At 61.6% G+C, this 17532-nt stretch carries 8 protein-coding genes; 5 read left to right on the top strand and 3 right to left on the bottom strand.

Going from position 1 to position 17532, the window contains the following annotated elements; genetic code table 11:
* Positions 1-117: 117 nt before the first annotated feature.
* A complete protein-coding gene (locus OKW38_RS33735; RefSeq protein WP_429365048.1) occupies positions 118-2505 on the top strand; it encodes a TonB-dependent receptor in 2388 nt (795 codons plus the stop codon).
* A 261-nt stretch (positions 2506-2766) separates the two neighbouring features.
* On the opposite strand, the gene OKW38_RS33730 is transcribed toward OKW38_RS33735, so the two are convergent.
* The 3 genes from OKW38_RS33730 to OKW38_RS33720 all read right to left on the bottom strand — a co-directional run bounded on the left by OKW38_RS33730 (position 2767) and on the right by OKW38_RS33720 (position 4305).
* Positions 2767-3174, bottom strand: coding sequence for a hypothetical protein (locus OKW38_RS33730; protein WP_143037255.1), 408 nt, complete (start codon positions 3172-3174; stop codon positions 2767-2769).
* Positions 3175-3283: 109 nt separating this feature from the next.
* Positions 3284-3769: a hypothetical protein gene (locus OKW38_RS33725; RefSeq protein ID WP_090809023.1), complete on the bottom strand. Its 486-nt coding sequence runs from the start codon at positions 3767-3769 to the stop codon at positions 3284-3286.
* Positions 3766-4305 (bottom strand): hypothetical protein, encoded by a 540-nt coding sequence (locus OKW38_RS33720; RefSeq protein WP_341809930.1) that lies wholly within the window; start codon positions 4303-4305, stop codon positions 3766-3768. The genes OKW38_RS33725 and OKW38_RS33720 overlap by 4 nt, the downstream gene beginning before the upstream one ends.
* Before the next feature lie 402 nt (positions 4306-4707).
* On the opposite strand from OKW38_RS33720, the gene OKW38_RS33715 reads away from it, so the two are divergent.
* The 4 genes from OKW38_RS33715 (at position 4708) to OKW38_RS33700 (ending at position 17514) form a co-directional block, all read left to right on the top strand.
* On the top strand, positions 4708-13347 hold the full coding sequence (locus OKW38_RS33715; RefSeq protein WP_429365047.1) for a hemagglutinin repeat-containing protein: 8640 nt from the start codon (positions 4708-4710) through the stop codon (positions 13345-13347).
* 11 nt (positions 13348-13358) lie between these two features.
* Positions 13359-13493, top strand: a complete 135-nt coding sequence (locus OKW38_RS33710; protein WP_429365046.1) for a hypothetical protein — start codon at positions 13359-13361, stop codon at positions 13491-13493.
* Positions 13494-15012: 1519 nt separating this feature from the next.
* Positions 15013-16776, top strand: coding sequence for a ShlB/FhaC/HecB family hemolysin secretion/activation protein (locus OKW38_RS33705; RefSeq protein ID WP_429365045.1), 1764 nt, complete (start codon positions 15013-15015; stop codon positions 16774-16776).
* A gap of 57 nt (positions 16777-16833) precedes the next feature.
* A complete protein-coding gene (locus OKW38_RS33700; RefSeq protein WP_184061842.1) occupies positions 16834-17514 on the top strand; it encodes a CsgG/HfaB family protein in 681 nt (226 codons plus the stop codon).
* Positions 17515-17532: the final 18 nt, after the last annotated feature.

The raw sequence follows: 17532 nt of genomic DNA, 5'->3' as shown, positions 1-17532 counted from the left end.
TCCCCGGCAGATCGGGAAAAGCTCCCGCGCGTCTTACAGACGCGTATGCGAAGCTTTACACCAACGTCAAACAACGCGCGACACGCGTACAAATCAAGCCGGCAGGAGACAATAACGATGAGCATGCGATCACAAGCACGCCGCAAACGCCGGCTTCAGCGGCGTGCCGGCATCACCTTCTGCGTCGGCGGCGCGCTCGCCGGTCTGTCCACGAGCGTATGGGCGCAGGCGGAGCCGCCAGTCGCGGCGTCGGCGCCGGCCTCGGCGCCGGCCTTGGCGTCTTCCGCTGCCTCTTCCGGCACAGCCGACGGCAACGCCAACAGCAACACGACACCCACCACGACCCTCGCGCCGATCGTCGTCGTAGGCACCACGCCGCTGCTCGGCATCGGCACACCGCTCACGCAGGTGCCGGCCAACGTGCAGACGGTCCACGCGGCCGACATCCAACGGCAGGGCCGCCAGACACTCAGCGACTACCTCGCGGCGAATCTGCCTAGCGTCACGATCTCCGACGCGCAGGGCAACCCGTATCAGATGAACCTGTTCTATCGCGGCTTCACCGCGTCACCGCTGCTGGGCACGCCGCAAGGTTTGTCGGTATTCGTCGACGGCGTGCGCATGAACGAACCGTTCGGCGACGTCGTGAACTGGGACCTGCTGCCGCAACAGGCGATCGACACGATGCAGCTGATCCCCGGCTCCAATCCGACTTTCGGCTTCAATACGCTCGGCGGCGCGCTGTCGATCACGACGAAAAATGGCAAGGACAACCCGGTCGGCGAGGCCGAAATACAGGGCGGCTCGTGGGGACGCAAGGCCGCGCAGATCGAACAGGGCGGCACGATCGGCCAGAACCTCGACTACTACTTCACCGCCAACGCCGCGAACGACAACGGCTGGGCCGAGCAGAACGAGAGCCGCATCCGCCAGGCGTTCGGCAAGCTGCGCTATACCGACGCCGACACGACGCTGTCGTTATCGGCCGGCGGCGCGGACAACGATCTGCACGGCGCGCAAACCATTCCGCGCTCGTTCCTCGGTAACCCCAGGCAACCGTACACGTATCCCGATCAGAATCAGAACAGCGCCGGCTACCTGACGCTGTCGGGCGATCATTACTTCAACGACAACGTCGAGCTGAGCGGCAACGCGTACTACCGGCACTTTCGCAATGCCAACACCAGCAGCAACGTCAACAACGACTACGGCACGATCAATCCCGACGGCACCGTCGACACGTTGCAGGCGACCAACGTACAGTCCACCGTGACGACCGACAGCTACGGCGCGAGCCTGCAACTGACGCTGCTCGGCAAGCTCGGCGGCATGCAGAACCAGTTCATCGCGGGCATGGCCGTCGATGCCGCCGACTCGCGCTTCACGCAGTCGTCGCAGGACGCGGCGTTTACCGATTCGCGCGCGACGGTCGGCATCGGGAATTTCGCACAGCAGACCAACGCGAACACGCACAACACGAACTACGGCATCTACCTGACCGACACGCTGTCGCTGACGCCGCAGTGGTCGCTGACGCTGTCGGGCCGCTACAACTGGGCCGATGCGACGATCGGCGACGAATCCGGCACGCAGCCGCAGCTCGACGGCCACCATACGTTCTCGCGCTTCAATCCGGCGGTCGGCATCAACTGGAATCCGACGCCGGCGCTCACCGCCTACGCGACCTACAACGAGGGCATGCGCTCGCCGACCGCGATCGAGCTGGCCTGCGCCGATCCGAACGCGCCGTGTTCGCTGCCGAACGACTTCATCGCCGATCCGTCGTTGCAGCCGGTCATTTCGAAGACCTATGAAGTCGGCGCGCGCGGCAGGATCGGCGGCAACACGACATGGAGCGCGGCTGCCTACAGCACGACGCTCGACAACGACATCGAGTTCATCAGCAGCACCGGCGCGGGCAGTTCGCAGGGGTTTTTCCAGAACGTCGGGCGCACGCGCCGGCAAGGCGTCGAACTGGCTGGGCAGACGAAGTACGGTCCGTTCACGGTGACCGGCAGCTATAGCTACGTCAATGCGACCTACCAGTCGACATGGGTCGAAAGCAGCCCCAGCAACTCGAGCGCCGACGCGAACGGCAACATCACCGTGCATCCCGGCGATCACATCCCGAGCATTCCGGCGACGACCGTCAAGCTGCGGCTCGATTACGCGGCCACCGCGAAATGGCGAATCGGCACGAATCTGACGTGGCGCGGCAGCATCTACGCGCAGGGCGACGAAAACAACCAGGACGTGAACGGCAAGATCTCCGGCTATCTGTTGATCGATATGGACACCAGCTACCAGGTGACGAAACAGTTGCAGGTGTTCGCGTCGGTGTCGAACCTGCTCGACAAGCGCTATGCGAGCTTCGGCGCGCTCGGGGAGAACTTCTTTACCGGACCGGGCAATACGTTCAACGGCACGGCGCCGGTCAACGAGCAGTTCGTCGGGCCGGGTGCGCCGAGGGGGTTCTGGGTGGGGATGAGGTATGCGTGGAAGTAGTGGTGCTTGGCGGGGGCGGATCGCATGGCTTCGCTCCTTCCGCCGCCTGAGGCTTCGTCACGAGCGCAATGCCCGGGGAACGCGGCGCGGATTTTGAGGAATATGTACGCCTCGTCGCGGCACCCGTAAGCCCGGCGTTCGATGCCTAACGACTTCGTGCTCGCGGGATCGAGTTGATAAGCGACGTGGCCGATGCTCAGTCGTGGTGGTGCCGCTTGCCTGCGTGACCCGCCTTTAAATGGCCCTGCCGAAACGGGTCGTTCAACCCGTTTTTATCGAATAGAGGTCGCGCAGGATTTCGTTTTGCTGCTTGCGAATTGAATAATGGCAACGCGCTCCCGTGACATCGTACATATCCACGTGTGTTTTTGGCGGTTCTTCAATATTCCAATCATAAGCTAGTTTAGGGGCTAGATCGCAAGCCTTTGCCGATTCATCTTGTGCGCGCATGTACCGATCGAGCTCAGCCTTGCTCGCGCCTTTGATGCCTCGTGCGGATTTAATTGAATTCGCCAGTTTCTTGTTGTCGACTTCAAGGGATCTTGCATGATGCTCATAGCAATCAAAATCTCCAAATCCGCCACCGCCCAGGTACTGCATGCAATTCGAATCGTTGATCACCTCATCGGCAAATATCGGCCGAAAGCTGCAAAGCGCCATGACTAGCAAGAAGCACCTCCAAAATTTATTCAATGTCGATACCTCTGCCATGTCGAGCATCACCTGACGATTACCAGGAATACCGGTAATGAGGGGACGCTCAATGTCCAGTCTCTCCTTACGACAAGGACCAGGGATCGACCTTGCCACCCTCGATCACGAAATGCTTCGCGTCGGGATTCGAGGGGAATAGGCGCCAGTCCTCATCATCAGGTATCGCATCCGCAAGAATGACTAGTCGCATATCTCTCGCCAGCAAAATGACGGCATCACCGTTCTCGCCCGCCTCGATATTCAAAACAGCCGTTGGGCCATGTGTCACAAGGAGATCACGGATTCGTTCCGTTGTCACTCTCGTTCTCTCTTCAGACGCTGCGAAGTCCGAATAAGACGCAACGATCACGTGTCCCTGCTCGATGCGCCAGTCGCACTGAATATGGAGCGCCCAATCGCCCAGATACTTGATGGTTCCTCTGCCGGTCTTTACCTCCCGAAGCGGACCGAACTGTAACGTAAGCATGTCGGCCGCGTGCGCCACTCCGCTAACGTTAAGCCCGATCAAGGCGGAAAGGTGAAGTCCTACCTGCTCTTTCGTATCGATCATTCCAATTTGTCTCCAAACAGGTCCAGGGCGCGCTCCATCATGCCGTGATACTCAAGATCGTCCATCTGAATATCGTAGTGAAGGCGGCGTGCTTGATTCTTGCTTAGTCCAAGTGCTTTGACCACCGCCTTAAATTGCTTGTTCTGCGCCTGATTGTTACCGGGCCGACCATCGGCGCCGGCGAGCTGCACAGCGTCGCCGTCCGGCATGTCGGGCTGATAGACGAACGACTGAGCATTGCCGAGATTCTCCGGCACGCGCGGGCTGCTGCCATAGAGCGAGCTTGCCATGCTCGCGTCGTCCGCTTGTCGTGAGCGCCCGCGACAATCGCACGCCCATGCGGTGCCCAGGGCTACGGCCATCTCGTAACCGTTTGAATACGACTTCAGCCTATCGAACGGAAACCATTTGCCGGTTTCGATGTTCAGCGCCATTGCGGATGGCATTGGCGGAAAGTTTGAGTAGATCGAATAGGTGATACGGCAAAGCAGGCATTCTTCCTCGTCCCCAGTGCCGTCCTGTTTCTGTTGTTCCATTTGACCTCTTCTGATTTTCCAGAAAACACCCGACGAATTAACCATCTAAAGGAATCACAGTCAACAGTTTTAATTTAGGATAGGTACGTTTTGACAAACATTGACAATAAACGTCAAAAAAACGGCAGACCTGTGACTCCTGGCTTTACCACGGCAAACCACTAACCGGTTCTGTCGGCATTCCAATGAAGGTGGCTTGATAGCGCCTTTTTCAATTACACGGCGAGAAGCAGACGTTTATTCGTTTGCATATCTCGTCTGCGCATATTGGCGCTTTGCGCCCATCAGACAATTCCTGTTTTTTATTTCTGTTGTTGCTTCGCACTGCATTGACAATTTTTAACTTACCCGAGCGGTGGTATGAGGTATTTTTCGGCAGGTTAAAGAAATACGCTACGCAGAATGAATAAGAACATGTTCAGGCTGGTTTTCAGCCGGTGCCGGAGTATGCTCGTCGCTGTTGCGGAAACCGCCATTGCCCACGGCAACGCAAGTCAGGGCGAGACCCATTCATCGGCCTCACGGCGCCCGATCACACTGTTCGCCATGCGTCACGCAGCTTTCGCCGCGCTGGTGCTGTGCGGACTCGCACCTGTTCTCGCGGATGCGCAGATCGTGCCCTCGGGTGCGCACGCGCCGAATGTCATCCAGACGCGCAATGGCCTGCCGCAGGTCGATATCAACAAGGCGTCGAATGCGGGTGTTTCGGTTAATACGTATTCGCAGTTCGATGTGCAGAAAAACGGCGCGATCCTGAACAACTCGCCCGTTATCACGAACACGCAACTCGCAGGACAGGTGAGTGGTAACCCGAATCTTTCGCCAGGCCAGTCCGCGCGGATCATTCTCAACCAGGTCAACAGCAATTCGCCCAGCCAGTTGCGCGGCTATCTCGAAGTGGCGGGCAACAGGGCCGAAGTCGTCGTGGCAAACGGTTCGGGGATCGTGGTCGATGGCGGCGGCTTCATCAATACCACGCGCGGCATTCTCACCACCGGCACGCCGATGCTCGATGCGGGCGGCAACCTGAGCGGTTTCAACGTAACTGGCGGCATGATTACCGTCCAGGGCGCGGGCCTGGACGCGACCAATATTGATCAGGTGGACCTGATCTCCCGCGCGGTGGAGGCTAACGCGGCCATCCGTGCCAACGACCTGAATGTTATCGCCGGCGCAAATCGGGTCAATCACGACACGCTGGCCGCGACGCCCATCGCAGGCAGCGGCGCAGCGCCAGGTGTGTCCATCGACGTGAGCCAGCTTGGCGGAATGTACGCCAACCGTATCGTTCTGGTCAGCAATGAATACGGTGTCGGGGTGTCCAATGCGGGCGTGATCGCCGCCCAGGCGGGCGACCTGACGCTCACGACGCAGGGCAAGCTGGTTCTCACCGGCAAGACAACCGCGAGCGGCAATCTTGCGGTGTCAGCGGCGGGCGATGTAGACAACAGCGGCTCGACCTACACGCAGCAGAACCTGACCATCAGTGCGGGGAACGTCACGTCAAGCGGCACCTTCGGTGCGGGCATCAATGCGGATGGCAGCGTTGGCCAGAGCGGCGATCTGAATCTCAGCGCAGCGGGCGTGCTGTCGGCCACCGGCACGAACCTCGCTGGCGGCAATGCGACCCTGCGCGGTGCGTCGGTGAACCTCGCAGAAAGCACGACAGCAGCGAATGGCAATCTTGCGCTGAGTGCGACGGGTGGCGATCTGAACACGTCAGGCGCGAGCGCGACCGCAGGCGGCGCGCTGACGGCGAGCGCAACCGGCACGCTTGACACCAGCGGCGCAACGCTCGCGAGTGCCGCAAACATGCAACTGGCAGGCAGCCAGATCACGAACACAGCCGGTCGGGCGCTCTCGGGCGGCGCGCTGGCCGTGCAGACGGCGGGCTCGCTCGCCAACCGGCAGGGCGTATTGCAGGCCGCCGGAAAAGAAAGCATCGTCGCCGGGTCCATCGACAACACGGCGGGCCGCATCGTGTCGCTCAACGGCGACGGCTTGACAGTGAATACGGCGGGCGCGCTTGTGAATGCGTCGGGTACGGCGGTGGACGGCGAACAGGGCGGCGTCATCGGCAGCAACGGCGATGTGGGCCTGACGGCGGACACGTTGACCAATCAGGGCACGGTGTCGGCGCTTGGCAATGCCACGCTCGCCGCGTGGGCAATCACCAACGACGGCGGCATGGTGACGGCAGGCGGCTCGCTCAATGCCACGGCGACGGGCGCGCTCTCCAACGTGCAGGGTCGGCTTTCCGCGACGGATACCACCGTGTCCGGGGCATTCATCGACAATACCTCGGGCCTGATTGACGGCGACCAGTTGCGCGTATCGAGCACAGGTGCGCTGATAAACCGTCACGGCACGATCCAGCAGACCAGTGCAGCGGCCCAGACGATCAGCGCGGGCGGCGCGCTGGACAACACACACGGCACGATTGCCTCCAACGCGCAGGACCTCACGGTAAGCGCGCAGTCGATCACGAACGACAGCGGCAAGATCGGGCACGCGGGCACAGGCACGCTGGCCGTAAGCTCGGCCGGGGCACTCTCTAACGTTGGCGGCCAGATCGGGACGAACGGCGCGCTGCAAACTGCCGCAGCCTCGCTCGACAATGCGGGGGGCAAGCTCGCCGCGCAGCAGGCCGCGAGCATCGCCGCCGCCAGCGGCATCGTTAACCGCGACGCCGGGCAGATTTACGGCGACGCGGGCCTCACGGTTTCCACCCAGGGCGATTTCGACAACTCGGGCGGCTCGGCACAGAGCGGCGCAGACCTGACGCTCGACGCGTCCGGCAGGGTCATCAACGCGGGCGGTGTGATTGCCGTGAACGGCGCGGCCGGGACGCTTGCCGTAGCGGGTTCGGGCATTGACAACACATCCGGCTCGATCACCAACGCGGGAACGGGACAGACCACGCTCAGCGCTGCCGGCACGATCACGAACACGGCTGGCGTGCTGGGCGGCAACGGCGATGTACAGGTCAACGCGCAGAACCTGGCGAACCGGTCCGGAGGCCAGGTGGTGGCGGGTGGCACCGCCACCCTTGCCATCACGGATACGGTCGATAACACGGATGGCAGGCTGTATGGCGGCACGGCGCTGAACCTGAACCAGCCCGCCGCGACGCTCAATAATGACGACGGCTCCATCGAGAGCGCGCAGGACGTATCCCTGCGGGTGGCGTCCATGTCGAACGCAGGCGGCGCGGTGCGCGCCAACCGCGACATCGGCATGAGCGGTACGCTCGCGGGCGACGGCGGGATCACGGCGGGTCGCGACCTCACGCTGGCGCTCCAAGGCGACTTCGCCAGCAACGCAGCGACCGCCCTGCATGCGGACAACAACCTGACGCTCGGTGTTGGCGGCACGTTCACGAACACCGCTGCACTGGAAGCAGGCAACGCGTTGACGGTGAACGCGGCCAATGTCGTCAACGCGACCGGCGCGGACATGAATTCGGCGGCGACCACCGTCAATGCCACGGGCGATATCACGAACGCGGGCGAGATCGAGGGCGATGCGGTCACGACGCACAGCGCGAGCCTGAACAACACGGGCGCGGTGATTGGCAACAACGTCATCGTGAACGCCACGGACGTGACTAATGAGGGCGCGCAGGCGGTCATCGCCGGGGCATCGTTCCTTGGTATCTACGCGGGCAGTTCGCTGACGAACGCGGACGGCGCCCTGATCTACAGCGGGGGGAACATGGAACTGGCGCGCGACGATGCGCGCGACTCCACGGGCCTGCTCGCGAACCAGACGGGCATCATCACGAACAGCGCGGCCAGCATCCAGGCGGCGGGCGATATCGACGTGGCCGCGCGGACGCTGACCAACCAGCGCACGGGCGTTCAGACCGAAGCCGGAACGCCTGTCACGACCGTGGGGCCGACGCTGACGCTGTGGACGGGGGGCATTCCGGTTGACGAAGTCGCCAGCTACCACAGCGCGATCTATGAGCAGTGGATTTTCAGCGGCGTGGGGGGCATCGGTGGTCAGGTAATCGGCAAACTGGCAAAGGCATTGGTCGTGACGTTGCCTGCTTCACAGGTGACCAACATCGACGCCACTAGCCAGACGTTCTCGCTCACTACGCCACTGACGGATACCTACAGGCTGTGCCCGACCACCTACTGTGTCGCGGACCCGCAGACCCGCACCATTACCAATAACGCGGTGCAGTATTACCAGAGTCTGGTCCAGAACAGCGACGGTACGGTCACGCTCACTTTCTATCCGGACTACGATCCGACGAAGAACATCGCGCCTGACCAGGTCAGGATCGATACGACGCTTGGCACGGACAGCCACGATTACGTTGAACTGAGCCGCACGTCTACCACCACGACCGTGACCGACCAGCTTCTGAACGCCGGCACAGCAGCAACGATCCAGGCGCAGGGCTCGATCCGCGTCAACGCAGACGGCGGCACGATCAGCAATGAATCGTCCACGATGGCCGCAGGCGGTGACCTCGTACGCCGCGCGACAGGCGGCTCGGTGAACGATACCGGCATCCTGTTGCAGCAGACCGGCACGCAAACAGATGTCTCGACCTTCTACTGGCACGCAAAGACCAGCGACAGCGACGACACGAGGCCGGATGTCAAAGACGACACTGTGCCGCTACCGTCCACGACGGTTGCCTCGCTGCCCGCGATTGCTGCGGCCAACCAGACCGTTCAGACCGACGCACAGGACATTACCATCGGCTCGGTGGATCGCGTCGGCCAGACAGTCACGGGCGCAGGCGTATCCGGTGGTGACGCAACCGGCACCCAGCTGGGTAGCACCAGTACCTCGGGTAACCGGCCGCAGACGCTCGGCGGCGCAGCAGGCGGTATTCCAGGCCTGAAGCTTCCGGCCAGCGCGCTGTACACGTATCAGAGCGCGCCCGGCGCGCCCTATCTCGTCGTCACCGATCCGCGCCTGACGAGCTATACGAAGTTCATTTCAAGCGACTACATGCTCGCCCAGCTCGGCCTGAATCCCCAGGTAACCGAGAAGCGTCTCGGTGACGGCATGTATGAGCAGCAACTGGTGATGGAACAGGTCACGCAACTGACCGGGCGGACGTTCCTCGGGCCTTACACCAGCAACCTGGACGAATACACGGCGCTGATGAACAACGGCGTGTCGTATGCGAAGGCGTTTGACCTCACGGTGGGCGTTGGGCTGACCGATGCACAGATGGCGCAACTGACGACCGACATGGTGTGGCTGGTGAGCCAGACCGTCACACTGCCGGACGGTACGCAGCAGACGGTGCTGGTGCCCCAGGTTTATCTCGCGCAGTCCAGCACCGTTGACCTTCAGGACAGCGGCGCGCTGGTGGCCGGTAACCGCGTGAACCTGAACGCGACAGGCGATGTGACGAGCAGCGGCCACGTCGCAAGCGACGTGGCGACCACGGTCATCGGCAACAACGTCGTGAACCGGGGCGTGATCGGTAGCGGCGGCGCGACGACGGTAGCCGCCGTGCAGGATGTGACGAACATCGGCGGACGCATTGGCGGCGTCGATACGGTGGTTAGCGCAGGCCGCGATCTCGTCGACCAGAGCACAACCGCCCAGGCAGCGGTGACGGGTGGCAACGCCGGCTTCACGTCCAGCGCAACTGGCATGGCGGTCCAGTCGGTCGGCACGATCTCCGCGAGCAACAGCGCGACGCTGCTCGCAGGCCATGACGTGAACATGATTGGGGCGGCGCTCCAGAGCGGCGGCGATACGACCATCGGCGCGGGCCACGACATCAACCTCGGCACGACGACGCTCACGGCCACCCAGGACGCGGGAACCACCGATGGCCTGAACGGCCACCACAGCATCACCACAACCAGCATTGGCAGCACGATCACGACCGGCGGTAACCTTACCACTGTCTCGGGCAACGATACGACGCTGACCGGAGCGCAGGTTCAGGCGGGCGGCAATGCGACGATGGTGGCGGGCGGCGACCTGACGGTGACAGCGGCGAAGGACACAGCAACGTATAGCGGCCAGTCGATGGGCGGCGATCTCGCGCATCATAAGGATTCGACCTACGACGAAACCGCCCATGGCAGCAGCATCAACGCGGGTGGGAACGTCACGCTCGCGGCGGGCCAGTCCGGGACGGGCAACCTCTCGATTCTCGGCTCATCGGTGGGCACGGGCGGTGTGAGCGGCGCAACCGGTGGCGGCGTCATCCTGCAATCGACCGGCGATATCACGGTCGGCGCGGTGACCGAAACGCACGACGCGGACCACTGGTCGCAGAACAGCCACGCCAGCGTCCTGTCGAGCAACAGGATCACCGACACGTCCACCTCGCATGCGGTGCTATCGGTCGGCTCGACCGTATCGGGCGATACCGTAGCGGCCAGTGCGGCGCACGATCTGAATATCAACGGGTCCACCGTCGCTTCGACGAACGACATGACGCTCGCGGCGGGTCATGACCTCGACATCACGACCGCTCAGAATACGAGCCAGAGCAGCACGCTTCATGAGGAGCAGGCTTCCGGCTTTGGTGCGATGAGCGGTGGCGGCGCGAGCATCAACTATGGCACGCGCGAGGAGAAGGACACGACGCACGACAACAGCGTCACCAGCAACGGCAGTCTGGTGGGCAGCACGAACGGCAGCGTGACGATGACGGCGGGCAACGACCTGCATATCACCGGCAGCGACGTCATTGCCGCGCAGAACGTGACCGGCACGGCGGCCAACGTCATCATCGATGCGGCGACGAATACGTCACACCACGACGAAACGCAGGAGATGAAACAGAGTGGCTTTACGCTCGGTCTCGCGGGAAGCGTGGGCGATGCGATCAACGGTGCTGTCCAGCAGGGGCAGAGCCTTGCGAGCGGCAACAGCGATGACCGCGCAACGGCGCTGCATGCGATCGCGGCAGGCGGTAACGCTGGCATGGCCGCACTGGGGGCCAAGGCACTGGCCGATGGCGCCAAGGGTCCGAACGCGCCGAGCATCGGCGCACAACTGAGCTTCGGCAGCAGTCAGAGCAAAAGCACGTCCAGCGAGGACCAGACCACGCATACCGGCTCGACAGTCCAGGCGGGCGGCACGACCACGTTTATCGCAACGGGTAACGGGACGGCGGGCTCGGGCAACATCACGGTCGCGGGTTCGAACGTGAGCGCGAATGACGTGGTGCTGGCCGCAAAGAATCAGGTCAATCTGCTCAATACGACCGATACCGATACCACCGCCAGCACCAACAAGTCGAGCAGCGCGAGCGTCGGCGTGTCCTACGGCACACAGGGCTTCGGCGTGTCGGCGTCGATATCGAATGCGCACGGCGATGCGAACAGCGACGCGGCCATGCGGAACAACGCGCACGTCACGGGTGCGAACAGCGTGACCATTCTGAGCGGCGGCGATACGAACATCATCGGATCGAACGTGAACGGCGGCACGGTCACGGCAAACGTGGGCGGCAACCTGAACGTTGAAAGCGTGCAGGATACGACCGTCAGCACCGTGCATCAGAGCGGTGTGAGCGGCGGCTTCAGCGTCAGCCAGGGCGGTGGCAGCGCGAGTTTCAGCGCACAGAACGGTCATGCGGATTCGAACTATGCCCAGGTCAAGGAGCAGGCGGGTATCCAGGCGGGTGACGGCGGTTTCAACATCAACGTCAACGGCAACACGGACCTCAAGGGCGCAGTGATTGCGAGCTATGCCGATGCGTCGAAGAACAGCCTGACGACCGGCACGCTGACGTTCAGCGATATCGAGAACCGGTCGCACTACAGCGCGACGAGTACAGGGGTCAGTGCGGGCGTCGGTGTCGGGAGTACCGGCAAGGCGGTTGGGCCGGGATCGGTGAGCGGCGCGGGCGGTGCGGTACCAATGGTCCTGAACGAGAACGGTGACGACAGCGCCACCACGCGCAGCGCGATCGGTGCCGGGGCGATCATTATCACGGACGGCGCGCACCAGACGCAGGATGCGGCCGCCCTGAGTCGCGATACCACAAACACGAACGGCACGGTCTCGAACACACCGGACGTGAACCATATCCTGAACCAGCAGGCGGACACGATGGCGGCGGCGCAGGCGGCGGGCCAGGTGGTGGCGCAGGGGATTGCGGCGTACGCGAATGCAAAGCAGGAGACTGCCCAGAAGGCGGCGGATGCGGCAAAGGCCTCCGGTGACATGGATACTTACGCGAAGTACCAGGCCGAGGCGAATTCGTGGGCGGAAGGCGGGACGAACCGCGTGGGGCTGCACGTTGCGGGCGGAGCGCTGCTTGGAGGTCTTGCCGGAGGCGGGATTGGCTCGGCGGCGGCCGGCGCGGCGGGCGCCGGGGTGTCGTCGGCGCTGGCTGGAAAGCTGAATGGTCTGGCCGATGAGATTGGCGGCGCGACGGGATCGATGACGCTGGGCAATGTGACGTCGAACGTGCTGGCCGGGTTGAGTGGTGCGCTGGTGGGCGGTAGCGCGGGCGCGTTCACGGCATCGAATGCGGACCTGTACAACCGCAGCACTGGTAATAGCGATGGCACGGGCGGCACGGGCAATCCGTTCGGGATGCGCAAAGACTTTCTAACCCAGGTATGCGGTGCGGGCGCGCAGTGTAGCGATGCAACGCTGAATGCGGCAATTCAGGCTCTGGGGGCGAATGCAGATGCTGCCGCTGGTACTCTCCAGCCCAACTACGCGACCGCCAACGGGGGCGTACTATCGGCTAATGGGACGCTTGCGGTGAACCTGTATGACGGCCACCGGTATGTTGGTAGTGGAGTATCAATGACTAATCCATCGGCCGTTTCGTGGATGCCGAGCGGCACCGCAACGCTGGGATGGATATTTGGCGCGCAAGACGCAGATGCAACCAATTCATTTCTGAATGGTGATGGTAGTCAATATTTTGTTTCAGTACCAACACCCTTTGGTGTCAATGTGTTCGGCGCGGTCACCCATGCGTATGCCGGTAGTACGGCCGTCGAAATTGGGTTTGGGTCACCTGGTGGAAAAACCATCGGGGTAATGCCTTGGGGTCATTCCTCCCCTGTGGGCGCCAAGTAAAGGAGATTGATATGGCAACTGGCGGAGGGCCAACGCCCGAACAGTGGGCACGTATGAGCAAAAAGCAAAAGACTTTTTACTGGGTATTTATCGCTGTAATCGCGGCAGTGATAGGGAGCGCGGTAATTGAAAAACTATTTGGATGAAGGCGGCGATAATCGCGTGCTGCTGCATCTTGCGGGCGGCGCGCTGATTGGTGCCTCGGTGGGGGCAGCGCATTCGGGGCGATCGGTGGTGCGGCTGGTGCGGGCCTGTCTTCGAAGCTCACGGGGCAGCTTGAGAGCCTGTCCAAGGGTGTCGCAGCAGATACGGGCTCGGAACTGCTCGGCAACACCTCGCTGCGAATGTGGCGGCGGGCGTAGGTGGCACGCTTGTGGGCGGCACGGCGGGCGCGGCTACTGGATCGGCGGTCGAGTTGTACAACCAGATGCTCCACCAGAAAAAGAATAGTCTGCTGCCCTCGGCATGTACGGCGTTCTCACCGTGCAACGAGTCGGTAGCAATGGCGCAGGTTAATGCGATCGCTGCAAACGCTAATGCTTCTCCAATCAATGCAATGATGCCATCCGCTGCCACTATCACGGACCAGGACTCGACCGCGTTGGCGCTTGCATCTCCGTGGCTACCGCCTCCGTATGACGTTGCCGCTGCCGTTGCCTCAGCGGGCCTGCAGTCCTTAAGCAATTTTAACAATCCGCCAAGTCAAGCATCGGTCCTATACAACACGGTGAGTACAATCGGCGGTGCATTGCTTCCGCAAGGAAAATGGACGCAGACTCTGTTCACTGTGGGTACGACGGCGGCGCAACCTTATGTCGTTCCGCAGAATTGAAGTATTACTAGCGATAGTTACCAAGAGATACTATGGATAGCAATAAATGGAAGGATGAGCTGACGCCGATAGAACGAACGGTCTACCGTTGTATCTCCTATTTGGCGCTAGCGGTCGTCTTTTGTTGCATTTACTTGCTGCGCAAGCATTCGCCATCAACCGTTATTTTTGCGATTGGGATATTCGCATTACTAATAGCATTGATCTTTGGAGCGGGATACAGCAAGAGCGTCAGGGTGCTAGACCTAAGACGTTTTGATAAACAATCAGATAAACGAGACTCTAGCAAACGATAGAAGATGTCGATGTTTGGCGGTTCCTATCGTATCCTAATGAAGATACGCTGGCAAAGAAGGAGGCCAAGCTGGCTGCACAGCCGCTTGACATTTCTACGAGGCCGCATTATTGCGGAAATATCATGCATCCAGAATTTCGCCGTCCCCCGGTAGGGCCGCGCCGTTCCGCTTGGCCCTACCGCTTCGCCGAATTGTTCTTCGGTACGATCGCGAAGGCGACAATGGTCATCGCCGTTTTGCTTCTTGCTGTTCTCGAAATTTTCAGTGGGGGCGCAGGTGGGAGCTTAAGCGACCTTCCAACAACTCGCAGAGGTTGGCGAAATCTATTGCTCGTTATGCTGACGGTTCTCATCGTTGTTGCGCTTGGTATTTATTTCTTTGCCCCAAAGGCGAGTCACCCACATCGCTGAGACGATCGAGCAGCACGGTGGGCATGTTCGAAGGCGCGAACGCGTATCGCTTCAACCGGCAACTGCCCGCTGATTGGCGAACGTCCGCTTCGCCCGCATAATTATCAGAATCAGGAATTGAAGAACAATGAAAGTCAGCAAGCGGCTATCGCTTCTGCCGTTGATAGCCTCTGCCTCGCTCGCGGGACAGGCTGTCCACGCACAGCAGGCCCCGACCCCAGCCGACACGGCGGCAGCGGCACGCGCGAACGCCGAACAGAACCAGCAGGTCAAGGAACAGCACGAAGCTCAGCAACGCGACGCGACAGTCAAAGCGCCGGCCGTGCGCTCGACTGTCGAACGCGCATCGAACTGGCCTGAACTGCCAGTCGAAACGCCGTGCTTTCGCATCGACTCGTTCGTGCTCGACGTGCCCGCGACGCTGCCGGATGCAGTACGCAAACAGGGCGCATCTGCGTTGCCGCTCGACCGCTTCGCCTTCGCCCGCGAATGGCTCGACCATTACCGGGGGCAATGCATCGGCAAGGCGGGACTCGACACGCTCACCAAGGGATTGCAGCAGGCTATTCTCGGTCGCGGCTACATCACCACACGCGTACTGCTGCCTGAGCAGGACCTGTCAAGCGGCGTGCTGAAGTTCGCACTGGTGCCGGGTGTCGTGCGCACGATCCGCTTTGCCGATCCCGCCACGCGCGGCACATGGAAAACCGCCTTCCCGGCCCGCGAGGGTGACATGCTGAACCTGCGTGACCTCGAACAGGGACTCGAACAGATGAAGCGCGTCAGCAGTCAGGACGTGGACATGAAAATCGAGCCTACCGACGTACCGGGCGAAAGCGATGTGGTCGTGACGGTAAAGCGCGCGAAGCCCTGGAAGGTGGTCACCTCGGTGGACAACTCAGGCACGCGGGCCACCGGCAAGCTGCAAGGCAACCTGAGCCTTGGCATCGACAATCCGCTCGGGCTGAACGACATTTTCAACGTCGGTGTGAGTCAGGACCTCGAATTCGGTGACAAAGGTCTCGGTTCGCACGGCTGGAACGGCTTCTATTCGGTTCCGTGGGGCTACTGGACCGGCACGCTATCGGCCTACACGAACACGTATTACCAGCAGATCGCGGGCGCGAACGCGACTTTCGTTTCGAGCGGCAATGCGCAGACGGTGGACTTCAGGCTACAGCGCGTGCTCATGCGCAGCCAGAACAACGTACTTGGCGCGCAGTTCCGCCTGACGAAGCGCTTCGGTGAAAGCTTCATTGAAGACACCGATATCCCGCAGCAGCGGCGCAACAACACGTTCATCGAGGCCGGCCTGACCGATCGCCACTACTTCGGCAGTTCGCAGTTCGACGGTAGTCTCGCGTACCGTCAGGGCGTGGGCGGACTCGGGGCGACACCAGACTTCTACGAGAATGGCCCGACTTACCGCTTCCGCATGGCCGTCCTCGACGCGAACCTGTCAATGCCGTTCAGGATAGCAAGCCAGCCATTGCGTTACGTGACGAGCGTGCATGGGCAGTTCACGAACAACACGCTGAACTATATCGATGACCTGACCATCGGCAGCCGCTACACGGTGCGCGGCTTCGACGGCGAAACGATGCTCGCGGCCGAACGCGGTTTCTTCTGGCGCAACGAGTTGCAGCTACCGGTTGGATCGACGGGGCAGTCACTTTACGCAGGCATCGATTACGGGCAAGTGTTCGGACCGAACGCCGCATATCTCGCCGGTACGCAACTGGCAGGTGCGGTGATCGGTGTGCGCGGTAGTGCATCAGCAAAGGCTGGCGCGCTCGCCTATGACCTGTTCGCCGGGACGCCGATCTACAAGCCGTCAGATTTTCCCACTGCGCGCGTGACGCTCGGTTTCCAGTTGACCGCTCAATTCTGATATTCACCCTGCCGACGCTATCCCGGTTTTCGGCGTTTCAACAAAGAGGAAAACAAAATGAAGTTATCGAAAACGAATGGGCTTGGAGCCGTTGCTGTTGCCGTTGTGGTGGCACTGGGCGGATGTGCAACCGAGTCGTCGCGCTCGCTGCCGGTGCCTCCCGTCGCCAGTGCGCAGAAGCCAGCGGTGGGCCAACCCATCGGCATTTCAGTCGGCAAGTTCGACAACCGGTCGAGCTATATGCGCGGCATCTTCTCGGACGGCGTTGACCGTCTGGGTGGTCAGTCCAAAACCATCCTGATTACGGCGCTCCAGCAGACTGGGCGCTTCAATGTGCTCGATCGCGACAACCTCGACGAAATCCGCCAGGAAGCAGGCTTCCTCAAAAAAGCACAATCGATCAAGGGGGCGCGCTTCGTCATCACCGGCGACGTAACGGAGTTCGGTCGCAAGGAGGTCGGCGACCGGCAGCTATTTGGCATCCTCGGCCGTGGCAAGAGTCAGGTGGCCTACGCAAAGGTCAGCCTGAACGTCGTCGACACGACGACATCGGAAGTCGTGGCGTCGAGCCAGGGAGCGGGCGAGTTCAGCCTTTCGAACCGTGAAGTCATCGGCTTCGGCGGAACCGCCGGCTACGACTCGACACTGAACGGCAAGGTGCTCGATCTGGCGATTCAGGAGGCCGTCAATCACCTGGTCGAGCAGGTCGATGCAGGCACGCTCAAGGCCGCACAGTAAGTGTGCCGGGCCATTGCG

Source organism: Paraburkholderia sp. MM5496-R1 (assembly GCF_050436205.1).
GTDB lineage: Bacteria > Pseudomonadota > Gammaproteobacteria > Burkholderiales > Burkholderiaceae > Paraburkholderia > Paraburkholderia tuberum.
Note: the sequence above shows the minus strand (reverse complement) of the source record. Positions and strands in the feature narration are given on the sequence as shown.